This is a genomic window from Rhodococcoides fascians A25f (assembly GCF_000760935.2).
Taxonomy (GTDB): domain Bacteria; phylum Actinomycetota; class Actinomycetes; order Mycobacteriales; family Mycobacteriaceae; genus Rhodococcoides.
This window is the reverse complement of the sequence record NZ_CP049744.1, coordinates 3,776,605-3,792,128: the sequence shown is the minus strand read 5'-3', so window position 1 is coordinate 3,792,128 and position 15,524 is coordinate 3,776,605. Positions and strand designations below refer to the sequence as shown.

Sequence of the window (15,524 nt, the reverse complement as noted above, 5' to 3'; positions counted from 1 at the left end):
CCGGCGGCGGCACCGAGTCGGGCAGGCGCTCGATGTGTGCGTGGACCGCCCGGTCTGCGATGCGTTAGCCTGTCGTCCACGTGGCCTCGGGGGGAGGTCGCAGCGAGGCAGTTGTGGGGGCGCAGCCGTGGGGGCGGATCGATGAGTACCGTGCGCTTCGTTCGCGGCGCGCGCAGGGCAGTGCCCCGGTCGCCGGGCGGTGAGGTCGATCTGCAGCCACCACCCGAGATTCCGCGCGCAGTTCCCGGCAATCTGCTGATGAAATTGATGCCGTTGGTGATGGTCGCGGCCATGGTCGGGATGGTCGCGCTGATGTTCACCTCCGGTGCGGCGGCCAACCCGATGATGTTGATGTTCCCGGCCATGATGTTGATGTCCATGGTGGGAATGCTCGCGGGCGGCGGCAAGTCCGGTGGAGCACGTACGGCCGAGGCGAACGAGGACCGAAAGGACTACCTGCGCTACCTCGATCAGCTGCGCCGCGACGTCGCCGAGACCGAGCGTGCACAGCGCAGGGCCCTCGAATGGAGCCACCCGTCACCCGAGACCCTGTGGTCGGTCGCCGGAACGGAACGAATGTGGGAGCGACGACAGTCGGACCCCGATTTCGCTCATGTGCGGGTCGGTCTCGGTGATCAAAGGCTGGCCACCCGCTTGGTACCACCCGAGACAGGGCCGGTGGAGGAGCTCGAGCCAGTGTCTGCGGTGTCGCTGCGCCGTTTCGTGCGGGCGCATTCGGTGGTGTCCGCGCTGCCGACGGCGGTGTCGCTGAGGGGGTTCGCTGCGCTGTCGATAGCGGGCGATCGCGACTGTGCGCGAGCGATGGTGCGCTCGATGTTGGCCTCGCTGTGCAGCTTTCACGGCCCCGACCACGTTGCAGTCGCGATCGTCTGCGGTCCGGACACCGTGGAGCAATGGGAGTGGACCAAGTGGCTTCCGCACACGCAGCACGACGCTGTGCGTGACGTCGCAGGGTCGGCTCGGATGATCTTCGGGAGCTTTCTCGAACTCGAAAGCGCACTGGGCGATGTGCTCGCCTCACGAAATCGGTTCGCACGCGGGGCAGTTCCGGTCGCCGGAGTAGTTCAGCTGGTGATCGTGGTGGACGGCGGACTTCTCGACAACAGGTCGACCGACCTCACCGACACGGGCCTCGATTCCGTCACGATCATCGACTTGTCCGGTCTCTGTCCCAGACTCGCTGCATCGCGCGGTCTCCAGTTGTTCGCCGAGAACGGATCGATCGGTGCCGTGAGCGGGACCGCGGTCGAGGTTTTCGCCGTCGCGGACTCGATGAGTACCACCCAGGCGCACGCCGTTGCCCGACGCCTGTCGCCGTTTCGCGCTCCATCCGCGTCGTCGGTGGTCGATGCCACCGGCGACGACGGAGTGCGAGTCTCGGGATGGAACAGTCTGGTCGGGATCGCCGATGTCGGTGCCCTCGATACCGACCGGGCCTGGACGATGCGTCGCGGCCGCGACAGACTGCGGGTGCCGATAGGTGTGGCACCCGACGGTAGTCCGGTGGAGATCGATCTGAAGGAGTCGGCCGAGAACGGGATGGGGCCGCACGGATTGTGCATCGGTGCAACGGGTTCCGGGAAATCGGAGTTCCTCCGCACGCTGGTGCTCGGATTGGTGGCGACGCACTCGCCCGAACAACTGAACTTGGTGCTCGTCGACTTCAAGGGCGGCGCGACGTTCGCAGGCCTCGAGTCCGCACCGCACGTCGCCGCGGTGATCACCAACCTCTCGGAGGATCTGGCGTTGGTAGATCGAATGCGCGACGCGTTGGCCGGCGAGATGAACCGTCGCCAAGAGTTGTTGCGCTCGGCCGGAAACTTCGCAAACGTCTCGGACTACGAGAAGGCGCGCGCCGCGGGGGCGAATCTGGCACCGATGCCCGCTCTGTTCGTGGTGGTCGACGAATTCTCGGAGCTGCTCAGTCAGCAGCCGGAATTCGCCGAGTTGTTCGTGGCGATCGGCAGGCTCGGGCGTTCACTGCATATGCATTTGCTCCTGGCCAGTCAGCGCCTCGAAGAGGGAAAACTGCGCGGGTTGGACAGTCATCTTTCGTACCGAATCGGCTTGAAGACGTTCTCCGCGAACGAGTCTCGCTCGGTGCTCGGCGTTCCCGACGCTTACCACCTTCCCGCGCAACCCGGTGCGGGCTACCTCAAGTGCGATTCTGCCGAAATCGTCAGGTTTGCTGCAGCGTACGTCTCCGGCCCCTACGAGCCGCCACGGTCGAGTATCGGTGCGCGAGCTGTGCTGGGAGCCGACGTCAGGCCGAGGCCCTTCACTGCCTATGCGGTGCCACTCGATTCCATCGATGTCGGCCGTATCGAGGCCGCGCAGGCTCCCGTGGACGAACCGGAGCCGGCCGAGTCCGAGACCACCGGTGCAACGGTGCTCGATGTGGTCGTCGGACGAATTCGCGGGCGTGGGATGCCGGCTCACGAAGTGTGGTTGCCACCGCTGGATACCGCACCCACGTTGATACAGCTGCTGCCCGAGTCGGTCCTGACCGAGCGCATCGATCCACGTTCGGGTCTACGTGCTCCGATCGGCATCATCGATCGACCGTTCGATCAGCGCCGCGATCTGCTGACCGTCGATCTCTCCGGTGCAGCAGGTCACGTCGCTATCGTCGGGGCCCCGCAATCGGGGAAGTCGACGGCTCTTCGGTCGCTGATTCTGGCGCTGGCCATGACGCATTCACCCGCGCAGATCCAGTTCTACTGCTTGGATTTCGGCGGCGGAACGTTGGCCGGTCTGGCCGATCTTCCGCACGTGGGATCGGTTGCCAACAGGCTCGACGTCGATCGGGTTCGGCGGACCGTGGCCGAGGTTGCGGGTGTCGTGCGGCAGCGGGAAAAGACCTTCCGTGATCGCGGAATCGACTCGATGGCGGAGTTCCGGCGTCGACGTGCGACGCAGCCCGTCGATCCCGACGATCGGTTCGGGGACGTCTTTCTCGTCATCGACGGGTGGCCGTCCATCAGATCCGACTTCGAGAGCCTCGAACAGTCGATCGCCACCTTGGCAACCCAGGGCCTTGCTTTCGGTCTGCATCTGATCCTCACGGCGTCGCGGTGGGCCGAAGTTCGTCCTGCGACAAAAGATCTGATCGGTACCCGATTGGAATTGCGCCTCGGCGATCCGTCGGATTCGGACATGGGCCGTGCGAAGGCAGCGAGTGTTCCGGAAGGCCGGCCCGGACGGGGTATGACCAGGGAAGGACTGCACATGTCGATTGCGCTTCCTCGAGTGGACCAGCGGAGTTCCGTCGACGATCTGTCTCGCGCAGTCGGTGAATCGGTCGCAGCGATCTCCGCGGCATCCACGGGAACCCCTGCGCCGCAGGTTCGGATGCTGCCGGAGTTGCTCGAACGGTCCGCGATCCTTGCTCAGCTCGGCGATGCGTGGCCCCGAACACGAGGCGGCACTCCCGAACTCGGAGTTCCCATCGGCATCGACGAGGCCGAGTTGGCGCCGGTGGTACTCGATTTCGCGGAGAATCCGCACTTCGTGGTGTTCGGCGACAGCGAGTGCGGCAAGACGTCTCTGCTGCGCGGGATCTGTCGATCGCTCACCCTGGCCAATTCATCCGATCGGGTCAAGATCATCGTCGCGGACTACCGCCGAACTCTTCTCGGCACAGTCGATTCCGATCATCTGGCGGGCTACGCGGCCTCGCAGGCGACTCTGACGAGCATGATCGTCGACCTCGCCGGTCGTATGAGCGACCGCATGCCGGGTTCCGATGTGACCCAACAACAGCTTCGCGACCGCTCCTGGTGGGATGGTCCCGAGGTGTTCGTCGTCGTCGACGACTACGACCTGGTGGCCACATCGTCGGGAAACCCCCTGGTGCCGTTGGTGGAACACCTTCCGCACGCACGAGACATCGGGCTTCACGTCATCGTGGCGCGCCGCTCGGGCGGCGCAGGCCGGGCACTGTTCGACCCGGTCATCGGACGGCTACGCGATCTGGTGACACCTGGTGTGGTCATGAGCGGAAGCCGCGACGAGGGGAACCTGCTCGGGACGGTACGGCCCAGTGCCATGCCGCCCGGACGCGGCGTCTTCGTCGATCGCTCCGGTCAGGCTCTCGTCCAGCTCGGGCATTCCAGTTGACCGACTCGTGGCGCTATGCGGCAGTGCATCTGGGGTATGCCGAGGTCTCGGTCGTCGCGACGAGCGGCCCGCTCGAGGGACCGCGAGAGAGCGTCGGCTCGGCATTCGCCACGGTCGAAGGTGGCCGCCTCGTGTTCGGTCGTGCCGACGCGGCAGGGGAGATACCGCCCCTGCTGTGTATCGACGACCCGTACATCGCGGTGGGAACCTCGGTGTGGAACCGAGGCGAAGTTCTGCTCGGGATCGTGTGGTCGGCGCTGCAGAACGCCGGGGTGCGCGACCGACTCGATGTACTCGAGATCGCGTATCCGTCGATCTGGGGCGACGAGCGCACGGGTTTCCTTCGCGCCACGTTCGCGGCGTCGGCGAACGAGGTGGTGCTCGCGGAGACGGCCGCGGCCGCGATCGAGTCGTCGGGTGAACGTGCGCCGTCCGCCGCGGTCGTCGTCGAAGTGGGTGCTCTCGATACGACCGTGCTCGTCATCGACCCGTCGGGGGCGCACGGCGGTGACACCGGTGCCGTCGTCCCCTTCGGTGCAGGCGACGACGATGCCTGGCGGCGCGCTATCGGTGACTACGTTCGTTCGTCGCTCTCGCACTGCCCGGACGAGGTATTCGTGGTGGCATCGGCGAACGCTGGAGCCGACCTCGTCGTCGATCGCAGCAACAGGTGGCTGACCGGACTCGATATCGCCAGGTCGCTGTATCGGCGGGCCGGCGCGGATCTCGAACCGGCACCGTCCGTCCGTGCGGCGACGACTCGGTCGGCAGCGTGGCTCGACGACGTCACCGTGCCGTCCCCTCGGCGAAATCCGGTGTCCTCTCGAATCGCAGTCGCGGTCGGAGTCGCGGTTGCCGTCGTATCGACATGTGCCGCGGTGTATTTCGTCTCCAGTTCGCCCGGGAGCGTCGAAACCGCAGCAGCACAGCCGTTCTCGCCGATCGTGGCACCGAGCAGCAGTACGTCGGTGTCTACCGTCGATACGGCACCATCGACCACGTCGACCGATGTACCTCTGCCGGTTCGAACGGTGACGTTCGTATCGGGACGGGCCTCGATGCGTCTGCCGGCCACCTGGACGAGGCTGGACGACCCGGACCGCATGGTGTTGATTCCGCCGACACCTCCGGACCGACGCATCGTCGTCACGGTGGCCGACCTGGCGCCGGGTTCGACGCAGGAACAGGTGGCGGCCGAGCTCCGATCGGCCGTCGATGCCCGTGGCCCGGACTCCACAGTCGGGTCGCTCGAACCCGTCCGTGATTTCGGTGGTCGGGTCGGGATCGCCTACACGGAGACGCCCATCGACGATTCGACGGTGCTCTGGCGGGTGTTCGTCGAGGCCGATCTGCAGGTCAGTATCGGTTGCCAGTTCGAGGGCGTCGACTCGGCCGTGATCGACGCCGAATGCGACCTGGCCACCCAGAGCCTGGAGATCGTCCCGACGGCGTGAGAGCCGACCACAGTTTTTCGAGTGCAGCCGGAACCGAATCGAGGGGTTGCTGCGTCCAAGGAGATGTAGGGGAGTGAGCAGGCCGGACAAGGCCTCTCGGTCGAACAGCACGTGTGCCGCGGGTGCACGTGATTCGAGTAACGAGTACTAGGAGTCGAAGTGGGATATCCAGGGGGACCGGAATCTACGGGTTCGTCGAACGGCGTCACAGTCACACCGCAGGAGCTCGTCGCTGCCGGAGCCACGATCGAGGGGCTGAGCGTCTCGATCAACGCTTCCAATTCAGCAGTCCGCTCCATCGTCGAACAGACCGCCGAGGCCTGGGTCGGCAAGGCAGGCAAGTCTTTTCAGGACGTGATGGCGCAGTGGGACACCAGCGCACAGAAGATGCGCAGCGCGCTGGAACAGATCTCCGCGGACATCAAGACCAACGGCCACGGCTATTCCGACGCCGACGACGACAACGTGTCGGCCGTCAATCAGGTGGCCGGGTCCCTGAACTCGGGCCTGTCCTCCTTCAAATAACCCCTCGTATCCGGTGACCACGAGACAAACCACACGACCGAGCTCGACCAAGGAGACTGATTCGACATGAAATACGACTTCGCGCAGATCGCGGCGTTGACCGAGGCGATGAACAAGCAGGCGAACGTGACCAAGGACCTCCTCGGGGACGTGGACAGTACTGCGAAGCGGCTCTACGAATCGTGGGAGGGCGACGCGATGACGTCCTACTACGAGCTTCAGCGCCAGTGGAATTCCGCATCCGACGAGCTCAATCTCATTCTGTCGAGCCTCGTCGCGGCTGCCCGCACCGGTGGCGAGACCATGCACGGCGTCGAGATGGCCAACAAGGCGCGAATGGCTCGCTGACTCTCTCGGCTCGAGGGAGAGACGCACGACGAAAGGGATTTGCCCCGACCGAGAAATTCGGTCGGGGCAGATGCCGTTTCTCGGCATCCGAGCCCACCTCGGGGGTCTACTGGTGTGGTGACGGATTTCGGAGCAGCACTCGCGGTCGAGCGGTCTCGTGCCGAGCATCGACTCGAGTCCCTGCGAGACGAACTGGCGTCGGTGATCGAAGGATCGCGGTGGACCACCGACGACGTTACGCTTTAGGTATACGCTGGTCAGATGACCATCTCACGCGCCGTGATCTACGCCAGGGTGTCCAAGGCAGGTAGGGACGGCACATCGAAGTCGGTGGACGAGCAACTGACCGACTGCAGGGCCGAGTGTGCACGCCAGGGGTGGCCCGTCGGCGAGGAGGTCGAAGATCGCGAGCGAGGCGCGTCCGAGTGGTCGCCGGGTGAGCGGCCCGGTTTCCGTCGGTTGTTCCAAGTGCTCCGACGCGGTGACGTGCTCGTCGTGTGGGAACTGTCGCGGCTGGCGCGCAACGATGAGGACCGGACGGCGCTGGCCGCATTCTGCAAGCAGTTGGAAATACCGTGGCACTACGCGGGCCGAACGTACAACGCCGACGACCCCGACGACGCCTTCAATCTCGACATCAACCACGCCGTGTCGAAGAAGGAGTCGGCCCAGACCCGCAAGCGCGTACTGAGAGCGCTCAGCGCGAACGCGGCCGACGGCAAGTGGCACGGCCGAACCATCTACGGCTACCGCGGTGTTCGTGACCCCGATACCGGGAAGATCGTCCGACGGGTGCCCGACGAGGTGACGGCACCGATCGTCAAAGAAGCGGCCGAGCGAGTGCTGACCGGTGAATCGCTGCGCAGCATCGGGCTCGACTTCCAGAGCAGGGGACTGCTGACCGCGAACGGGTCCGAGCGATGGCACGGGTACACGATCCGCAACATGGTGATGAACCCCGCGTACGCCGGTTTCCGAGTGCACAAGGGCTCGCTGACGCAGGGGAACTGGGAACCGATCCTGACCGAGGACGAGCACGTTCGGCTCAAGGCCGTACTGACCGATCCGGTGAGGACCGCGCATATCCCGCGTGGCACACCACCGCGCTACCTACTGTCGGGCATCGCGAAGTGCGGAGTATGCGGAATCCCGTTGTACAAGAGCGCAAACCACGGCCGGCCGATCTACAAGTGCTCAGGTCGACCGTCGCATATGGCACGCGAGTTGTCGAAGGTGGACGCCGTTGTCGTGCAACGAATCCTGCAGGCGATCGAGCATTACCGGATCGAATTGGTTTTCGTCACAGCAGAACACGACGATGACGACCAACCAATCGATCCCGCGGTACAAGCGGTGGGGGAGCACCTGACCGAGGCGCGTGAGCTACAGCAACGTCTCGACGCCGTTTATGACCAGGTGGCCGAGGGCAAGGTTTCAGCGACAGCGCTTGCGAGGATCGAGGCCCGGTTGTTGCCGCAGATCAAAACGGCCACCGATGCCGCCGAGAGTGCCGCTCGTGTGTCCGATCCGGCCGCTCGCATCCTGAATACCCCTGCCGAGGATCTATGGGCCTCGTGGACCCTGGACGAGCAACGTGAGTTCATTCGTTCGGCCGCGGACATAGTGATGCTGCCTGCCGAGGGGCGCACGTTCGACCCTGACCGGATTCAGATCACCATGCACAAGAATCTCCGCACACAGCCCGAAGGTTTCGAGCACTACGGACCCTTGGGCGACGACGATGCCCCCGGCTAGTGTCAGCACACCGAGGGCATCGCCAGAATCGTCGGGAAGGCAACCCGTGGCCCTTATTGTACCTGCTCAGGGCGGTATTTCGGTCCGAGCCTTGCAACCCGACACAACCTGATAAAGACTGGTCTTATCGGAGAAGCGAAGTCAGCTCGCATCGCTCCGACGCTCGACACCCAGGACTGCCAGGCACGACTGTGGGCGCGACCTCGACGGGGCTGACCGTCGCTAAGGCCGGATGCCAACCACACACCGTAAGTTCGTGTGCTGGAAGGCAATCCGATGTCCAACAACTACCTGTCAATCTCTCAAGTCGCCGACGAGCTAGGACTGGGCACTACTACCGTTCGCGCGTATATCGCTGCAGGACAACTCAAAGCGTCCAAGCTCGGTGGTGGCAAGACTTCGCCGATCCGCGTCAAGCGCAGTGACCTCGAAGCGTTCGTTGATGCCGGTGCACTGTGAAGTCGGCAGGCATGGTGTCCGGCCAGCGCTGGACCGATCGACCTACCGCTCACTGCCACCTGTGCCACCGGCAGCCACGCCACGAGCCCCTGTCCGACTGGACCCACCTCGACGGCAAGCTCACCTGTCCGCACTGCATCCAAGGCGGTTCGGCATGAGCGGTTTCGGCGACACTGCCCACGAGTACAAGTCCGCAGGCTGGAACGTCGTCCCGATCCCGCACGGCAGCAAGCGCATCACGATCACCGGCTACACGGGCAATGACGGTATCGACGCATCGGGCGCGGATATCCAAGCCTGGATCGAGGGTGGCCACGACGGCGACAACATCGGTCTACGGATGCCCGAGAACGTGGTCGGGATCGACATCGACGCCTATCACGACGGGCTGACCACTCTTGCTGCGCTTGTCGAGAATCTGGGGCCGCTGACGTCGACACCGAGGACCACCGCGCGCACCGACGGGTCGGGTATCTCGTTCTATCGCATTCCTGTTGGGACGTTGCTGCCGAGTGGTCTGGGCAAGGGGATCGACATCGTTCGCCGCGGGCACCGGTATGCCGTGGCACCGCCGTCGCTGCATCCCGAGGGCAACCCGTACCGATGGCTGGACTCCGAGGGCACCGAAGTCGACTCCCCGGCTGTCGGATCGTTGCCGATGCTGCCGCCGTCGTGGGTCGATCACCTCGATGGTCTGGGCGCTGCTCCCGCGGCGATCACGGCACCCGATGCCGGTCCTGTACGGCTCACGGACGGATCTGCCGACGCCGAGGTAGCACGAGCACTGGCCGACGCGCTTGAGGCCGCACAAGGTGAATCAGGCTCACGCCACGACACGATGCTCGAGCACATCAACCGGGTGGTTCGGTTGGCAGAGCGTGGACACCCTGGCACTACGGACGCGTTGGTGCAGTTGCGAGCTGCGTACGTCCTGGCGATCGGTTCGGATCGCTCCGACGCTGCCACCGAGTTCGACCGTATGGTCCACGGCGCACAGGTCAAAGTCGGACAGACACCATCGGCAGAGCACTACACGGTTGCCGCTGTATCGGCCATGGACGAGATGATCGGTGATATCCGATCCGACGATGCCGTCAATCCTGTTGCGCCTGCAGGACCCCGAGCACGACGCGCGTCCGAGATGGTGGCAGCTCGGCGTAAGGAGTGGTTGGCCGAGGGGCGAATCCCCAAGGGCCAGTTGACTCTGCTGGTCGGTGCCGAGGGGATCGGTAAGTCGGCCTGGTGGGTGTGGTTGGTGGCGAAGTTGACCACCGGCACCCCTGCACCCGAGTTCGGGATCACCGGGACGACGCCGCGGGAAGTGGTCCTGATCATCACCGAGGACCCGTGGGCGACAGACGTTCTGCCGAGGCTCATCGCTGCAGGCGCGGACCTGAATCGGGTTCGTGTCGTCAGTGAGGACGCCGACGGCGAAGGATCACCGACACTGCCGACCAACCTGGACCGGATACCCGAGGACGCGGACCTCGTGATCGTGGATGCATGGTCGGATACGTTGCCCGCGAACCTCAGCGTGAAGGACAGCCAGCAAGCACGGCGCGCGCTGCACCCGCTCAAGGAATGGTGCGCCAGCTCGGACACGTCGATGCTGCTGGTAACTCACACGAACCGGCTGTCGACGGGCTCGACGCGAGATGCGTACGGGTCCACGGGCGAACTGCGTAAAGCGGCACGGTCGACGCTGCTGGCACAGCGCGAGGCCGACACCGAGGACGTACTGACCGTGGGCACCGACAAGTCCAACGGTGCTCGTGTGGGTGTGGCGTCACGGTTCCAGACGTTCGGCGTCGTGCACGACGACATCGAGACTGTGGCTGTGCGGTTCGTCGGCCAGTCCGATTCGTCCGCAGCACAACAGTTCCAAGCGGCTCACGACATCGACAGCGATCAGGGCGAGTCCAGAGACTGCACCAAGTGGTTGCGCGAATTCCTGACGACCGGCAACGGAAGCGCCGAAGCGAAGGTCGTACAGGCCGCAGCACGAGCCGAGTTGTATTCCACCCGAGCGCTCAACAGGGCCAAGGCGAACCTGGCCGTGGTGTCGAAGAAGGCACCGGGAATCGACAACGGCCCGTGGCTGTGGGTGCTGCCCGCGGACTAGATCAAGCGCATCAGTACCCAAGGACTTACAACGTTCTTCTTCTCTTCTTCGCAGGTCAGGGCGTATTTCTTCTACTCCGATCGAAGGCGAACATGTACACCTTCTCCCGCAATCGAACAATCACGCCCTGACCTGCGAAGACACGAACAATCACGCCCCCAGACACATGGACATCTTCCGAAGGTGTTCACCTTCCCGAAGGAGCACAGCATGACCACCACCGAACGACATCGCACACCACGAGAGATGGCCGTACTCCGCGTCGTCGCATCGACACCGGGCATCCACCTCGACAACATCGCCGCCGTACTCGGATACTCCGCGACAGCCGTACGCGGCATCCTCAACGTCCTGCAGTCGCACGAGGAAGCGACCCAGACCACCGACCGGACGCACACCCTGACAGCCAAGGGCCTCGACGCGTTGGGGGTACGGGCATGACCGGCGCTCGCACCTTCAAGGCCAAGTTCTCTTCCGGCCAGTGTGGCCGCTGCAGCCGCCCGATCGTCAAGGGCATGGACGTGAAGTACCTCGACACCGCCACCGGTAGACAGCTCGTGTGCGGCGGCGGTCAATGCCAGGCGGGCAACACGCCGACGAAGTTCTGCACCTCGTGCGGTCAATCGTTGCCGGTGGCCGAGGAGGCAAGGTGAGTACGCCCGAATCGCTCGTGCACGAGGAGATCGTGGCCATCAAGCTCGGTGCCTGCCTGGACTACGTGTTGTCGAAGATGGACCAGACCGAGCGTGCAGCCCTGCCGATGCTGCAGCCGTACATCACTCCCGAGTTCGTCGAAGTCAGGGCCGAGGATCGCGTCATCGTGGCCGTACCGCGGTGGTGGCTGGCCGACGACGAAGACCAGTTGCTACCGACGTTGGAACGGCACACCACCGCCGAATAACCACGGGTGCAACGGTTGGTACAACGGGGTAGGCTCGGCACCGAACAGAGAACATCGTCCGACCGAGATGTGCGCCCTACGGGCCGTCTGGCAGGTAACGGAAGATGCAGGCTCATTCGTTCGGTGCCGGGTCACTCCGACCTGTGTGCACATTCTCATCCAATCCTGAAGTGAGACAACCATGGCCAGACAGCCATCACTCACGCGGACACTGGACGTACCGTTCGAGATGCGCGGTGCCGAGGACGACGACGATGGCCTCAATATCGAGGGCTACGCCACGGTTTTCGGGACCGATACGACCATCAACTCATACGAGGGTCGGTTCATCGAGCGGATCGCCAAGTCCGCGTATCCCGCCAACGCACCACTGCCGACGATGCAGTTCCAACACGGACGAGACGCCCGAGTCGGCTCGGTTCCCATCGGCGCATACACCGAGGTTCGGCCCGACGCGCACGGCCTGTTCGTACGGGGCCGTCTATTCGACAACGACCTCGTTCTACCTGTGCGCCAGGCAATCGCAGGCGGCGGCATCACCGGAATGTCGATCTCGATGCGCGTCCTGCGCGACACCTGGACGAACTCCAAGGGCCGACACCTCACCCGGCAGGAAGTCGAGCAACTGCTGTGGCAGTCGTCCGGCGATCCGATCCGGCGAACCATCACCGCGATGGAAGTTTCCGAGGCCGGTCCCGTGGTGTCTCCCGCGTACAAGACCACGAGCGTAGGCGTCCGATCCGCTGCACCGCACAGCATCACCACCAATGCCGCCAAAAGGCAACTAGCACTGATCAACACGAGAAGGACATAGACATGACACGACGTAGGAAGACCACCACAGCGGCCGACACCGGCACCGCAGTAGACACGTTGGAACTCCGGGGCTTGACCGTCACCGAGGCCGACGAACGCCGCGAAGAGCTGCGCGAGGAACTGGCCGATCTGGTCGAAGCCAACGAGGATCGGAACGAGCTGGATCCTGACGACGAGGCCCGCTTTACCGAACTCACCGAGGGCATCGAGTACCTGGACAGCCAGCACGAGAAGCGCAGCAAGATGCTCGGACTCATCGAACGGGGTGCCCACGACGACGCCCCGAGCCGCAGCACCCGAGGCACCACCGATCGAGACGTAGTACTTCGCAACCTGGAGAGTGACGTCAAGGCGAAGCACCTCTCCGAGGATGCAGCGACCGGCGTCGAAGCACTGTTGCGTGGCGAAGACTCCACCACGGCCACCCGCTGGGCACGAGCTGCAGGCGACCCGGCTTACCGCAGTGCATTCGGCAAGATGCTGGCCGATCCTTCCCGTGGGCACCTGGAGTGGACCGCAGCAGAGTCCGAGGCCTACCGCAATGCGCAGAATGTCCAGCGGGCGATGAACGAGGGCAGTTCCGCTGCAGGCCTGGCGCTGGTGCCTCTCAGTCTCGATCCCACGGTCGTTCTGACCAGTGACGGCAGTACCAACCCGATTCGCAAGATCGCACGGAACGAGACCGTCACCGGCCAGGCCTGGCGCGGCGTGAGTTCTGCGGGAGTGCAGGCATCGTGGACACCCGAGGCGCAGGAGATGGCCGACGCGAGCCCGACTCTGGCCGCTCCGGTCGTTCCGGTGCACAAGGCCACTGCGTTCGTCCCGTTCTCGTGGGAGGTCGAACAGGATTCGGCAGATCTGTTGGGGCAGTTGCAGATTCTCATGGCCGACGGGCTCGATCAGCTCACCAACACCGCCTTCACGACCGGCACAGGAGTCGGCCAGCCCCGCGGTGTTGCAACGGCTCTGGCAGCAGCAGGCGCACCCTACGTCCTGACTCCCGCGGCTCCCGAGACTCTTTCGCCCGGTGATGTCTACAAGCTGCAGCAGGCCTTACCGCCTCGTTTCCAGGCGGGCGCACAGTTCGCGGCCAATCTGGCGATCATCAACATCCTTCGCCAGTTCGAGACCGGCAACGGGTCCAAGACATTCCCCGAGCTGGCCGACGGTCGACTGTTGAGCCGCAGCGTCAACGAACTGTCGAACCTGGAGGGTTTCAACCCCGCCGTGACCGACGCAGCCAACCTGGTCCTGATCTACGGAGACTGGAAGAACTACCTGTGCGTCAACAGAATCGGCGCATCCGTGGAGTTCATTCAGAACCTCACCGGCCCGAACGGTCGACCCACCGGCCAACGCGGAATCGTTCTGTACACGCGTATCGGCGGCGACGTGATCAACAGCGCCGGGTTCCGAGCGCTCAATATCGCGACGACCGCATGACCGATGTTCTGATCGCACCTGCGGCATTCACGACAACCGATCCTGATACCGGGGCCGAGGTCGTGGTGCCGCAGGGCGCGAGAACAGCAGTCGGGTCACAATGGGCGCTGGCCGATCCTGATCGTTGGGTCCGGTACGTCCCACCACCTCCGAGAACCGAGGGTTACGCTCCCGTGTATTGCTCGGCAGGCTGAGAACCACCTGCAGTGCGGTAATTCGTTGGACGCGGCTACCGCACTGCAGGTCCCCAATCTTCCCCGAGTTCCGTTGCAAGGACTTGGGGGTCGGGTCCGCGTGATCCGATAGCTCAGTAGTCCGATGTGGGCCGAGGGCCTTTACCTCATTTCACCCTCGCGCAAGCGAACTGGTTGGTTGGCCGAGTTCGCCTACAGAGCAACACTTCCCGTTCGGTAGTTCTTCGCGGAGCCTCCCGAGCGGGATCGACACCCCTGCCGAGATCATGTCGACGCGCACGGCTACCCACCTGGCCGTAGTGCTCCGTGATCTCGGTGGGGGTGTTCCAGTATTACCAGCGCCTCGAAACGCTGCCACACGTCAACTGAGAGCCGAAGAACATGATCCACATCGTGACAGGACCACCAGCGTCGGGTAAATCGACGTTCGTCGCCGAGCATGCGCGGCCGGGGCTGGACACCGTGATCGACTTCGACGTGATGGCCGACGCGTTCGGCGCGGGTGGATCTCGTGTCTATGACCAGGCGCTTGCTCGGATGATTCAAGCCTCTCGCCGCGCCGCGGTCGACTACGTTCTGAAGTCCGAATACTGGCGCGGGCTTGCCGTCGATGCCTACATCGTCCACACCAGTCCGAATGCACAGCAGCGCAAGCGATATGCCGAAGTCGACGCAACGATCCATGTGATCGATCCCGGCGAAGATGTTGTGATGCAACGTATCGCCGCTGAGCGCCCCGCGCATCTGAAAGATGTTGCCCTCGACTACTACTACCCTGAGCGCCGAGAGATCCGCAGAGCCCAGAAGAAAGCCGCCGAGGCTCAACAGTGGGTCTATACGTCCGAGGGCCGGCGCGTTCCTCTCAAGCCCCGTACCTCACGCCGCTGGGGTTAGACCATCCACGCCGTGCGGGTCCAGACGAGCCGGGCGTTGCCGGTGTTGAACCACGGCGTGGTCGGGTGGACGTGGACCAGACGTGGTTGACGCTTGCACGAGTAGTGCAGTGGTGAACCTACGCACATGAACAGTTGCATCATCACCAACGTGAACAACTGTGACAACCACCATGTTGCACTGACTGTGTTGACCACTACCACTGCAGCCCTTGGCAACCCATGCACCAACAGTGCAGCAGCGCACGCCATGCCTACCACCACGTAGACCACCAGCAGTCGCAGTGCCCAACGTGTGATCGTCTGTATCGTTCCTGTCTTCCACACTCTGACAACAGCATTCGTAATCGTTGATCTGATTGATGTTGTCTCAGTTGAACTGTCATCGTTCGTGTCGTCCTCGACGATGGTGTCCGTGGCGTCTGTGGTCGGCGCTGGGAGTAGTGGACTGCCTCCGAATGCGATGTCTGCGTA

At 64.0% G+C, this 15,524-nt stretch carries 15 protein-coding genes; all 15 read left to right on the top strand.

The genetic code is table 11. From position 1 onward, the window contains the following. Window positions 1-141 precede the first annotated feature (141 nt). The 15 genes from eccCa to BH93_RS17785 all read left to right on the top strand — a co-directional run bounded on the left by eccCa (window position 142) and on the right by BH93_RS17785 (window position 15,051). The gene (gene eccCa / locus BH93_RS17855) at window positions 142-4,140 is read left to right on the top strand and encodes a type VII secretion protein EccCa (protein ID WP_052065666.1); all 3,999 of its coding nucleotides are present in this window, start codon (window positions 142-144) and stop codon (window positions 4,138-4,140) included. Next, the gene (locus BH93_RS17850; protein WP_037176589.1) at window positions 4,137-5,594 is read left to right on the top strand and encodes a type VII secretion-associated protein; all 1,458 of its coding nucleotides are present in this window, start codon (window positions 4,137-4,139) and stop codon (window positions 5,592-5,594) included. The genes eccCa and BH93_RS17850 overlap by 4 nt, the downstream gene beginning before the upstream one ends. A 159-nt stretch (window positions 5,595-5,753) precedes the next feature. Further along, window positions 5,754-6,119, top strand: coding sequence for a WXG100 family type VII secretion target (locus BH93_RS17845; RefSeq protein WP_032376662.1), 366 nt, complete (start codon window positions 5,754-5,756; stop codon window positions 6,117-6,119). Window positions 6,120-6,185: 66 nt separating this feature from the next. Continuing rightward, a complete protein-coding gene (locus tag BH93_RS17840; RefSeq protein WP_032376663.1) occupies window positions 6,186-6,467 on the top strand; it encodes a WXG100 family type VII secretion target in 282 nt (93 codons plus the stop codon). Window positions 6,468-6,584: 117 nt separating this feature from the next. Further along, entirely contained in the window at window positions 6,585-6,713 is a 129-nt protein-coding gene (locus BH93_RS28140) for a hypothetical protein (RefSeq protein WP_277950832.1), read from the top strand. A gap of 15 nt (window positions 6,714-6,728) precedes the next feature. After that, a complete protein-coding gene (locus BH93_RS17830) occupies window positions 6,729-8,222 on the top strand; it encodes a recombinase family protein (RefSeq protein ID WP_052065667.1) in 1,494 nt (497 codons plus the stop codon). Window positions 8,223-8,480: 258 nt separating this feature from the next. Continuing rightward, the gene (locus BH93_RS17825; RefSeq protein ID WP_037176591.1) at window positions 8,481-8,681 is read left to right on the top strand and encodes a helix-turn-helix domain-containing protein; all 201 of its coding nucleotides are present in this window, start codon (window positions 8,481-8,483) and stop codon (window positions 8,679-8,681) included. Between the two features lie 154 nt (window positions 8,682-8,835). Next, on the top strand, window positions 8,836-10,803 hold the full coding sequence (locus BH93_RS17820; RefSeq protein WP_052065668.1) for a bifunctional DNA primase/polymerase: 1,968 nt from the start codon (window positions 8,836-8,838) through the stop codon (window positions 10,801-10,803). 210 nt (window positions 10,804-11,013) lie between these two features. After that, window positions 11,014-11,244, top strand: a complete 231-nt coding sequence (locus BH93_RS17815) for a hypothetical protein (protein WP_155291087.1) — start codon at window positions 11,014-11,016, stop codon at window positions 11,242-11,244. Next, a complete protein-coding gene (locus BH93_RS17810; protein ID WP_037176595.1) occupies window positions 11,241-11,456 on the top strand; it encodes a hypothetical protein in 216 nt (71 codons plus the stop codon). Before BH93_RS17815 ends, BH93_RS17810 begins: the two co-directional genes overlap by 4 nt. After that, window positions 11,453-11,704: a hypothetical protein gene (locus tag BH93_RS17805; RefSeq protein WP_037176597.1), complete on the top strand. Its 252-nt coding sequence runs from the start codon at window positions 11,453-11,455 to the stop codon at window positions 11,702-11,704. Before BH93_RS17810 ends, BH93_RS17805 begins: the two co-directional genes overlap by 4 nt. Before the next feature lie 181 nt (window positions 11,705-11,885). Continuing rightward, window positions 11,886-12,518: an HK97 family phage prohead protease gene (locus BH93_RS17800; protein WP_080739215.1), complete on the top strand. Its 633-nt coding sequence runs from the start codon at window positions 11,886-11,888 to the stop codon at window positions 12,516-12,518. Window positions 12,519-12,520: 2 nt separating this feature from the next. Then, complete coding sequence (locus tag BH93_RS17795) at window positions 12,521-13,963, top strand: phage major capsid protein (protein ID WP_052065672.1); 1,443 nt, start codon at window positions 12,521-12,523, stop codon at window positions 13,961-13,963. Further along, the gene (locus tag BH93_RS17790) at window positions 13,960-14,157 is read left to right on the top strand and encodes a hypothetical protein (RefSeq protein ID WP_155291088.1); all 198 of its coding nucleotides are present in this window, start codon (window positions 13,960-13,962) and stop codon (window positions 14,155-14,157) included. The genes BH93_RS17795 and BH93_RS17790 overlap by 4 nt, the downstream gene beginning before the upstream one ends. Before the next feature lie 381 nt (window positions 14,158-14,538). Then, on the top strand, window positions 14,539-15,051 hold the full coding sequence (locus tag BH93_RS17785) for an AAA family ATPase (RefSeq protein WP_052065675.1): 513 nt from the start codon (window positions 14,539-14,541) through the stop codon (window positions 15,049-15,051). Window positions 15,052-15,524 lie beyond the last annotated feature (473 nt).

Bases quoted from the DNA above. Each gene is read 5' to 3' on its own strand.
- eccCa (WP_052065666.1), top strand. From the start codon at position 142: ATGAGTACCGTGCGCTTCGTTCGCGGCGCGCGCAGGGCAGTGCCCCGG.
- BH93_RS17840 (WP_032376663.1), top strand. From the start codon at position 6,186: ATGAAATACGACTTCGCGCAGATCGCGGCGTTGACCGAGGCGATGAAC.
- BH93_RS17830 (WP_052065667.1), top strand. From the start codon at position 6,729: ATGACCATCTCACGCGCCGTGATCTACGCCAGGGTGTCCAAGGCAGGT.
- BH93_RS17820 (WP_052065668.1), top strand. From the start codon at position 8,836: ATGAGCGGTTTCGGCGACACTGCCCACGAGTACAAGTCCGCAGGCTGG.
- BH93_RS17815 (WP_155291087.1), top strand. From the start codon at position 11,014: ATGACCACCACCGAACGACATCGCACACCACGAGAGATGGCCGTACTC.
- BH93_RS17810 (WP_037176595.1), top strand. From the start codon at position 11,241: ATGACCGGCGCTCGCACCTTCAAGGCCAAGTTCTCTTCCGGCCAGTGT.
- BH93_RS17800 (WP_080739215.1), top strand. From the start codon at position 11,886: ATGGCCAGACAGCCATCACTCACGCGGACACTGGACGTACCGTTCGAG.
- BH93_RS17795 (WP_052065672.1), top strand. From the start codon at position 12,521: ATGACACGACGTAGGAAGACCACCACAGCGGCCGACACCGGCACCGCA.
- BH93_RS17790 (WP_155291088.1), top strand. From the start codon at position 13,960: ATGACCGATGTTCTGATCGCACCTGCGGCATTCACGACAACCGATCCT.
- BH93_RS17785 (WP_052065675.1), top strand. From the start codon at position 14,539: ATGATCCACATCGTGACAGGACCACCAGCGTCGGGTAAATCGACGTTC.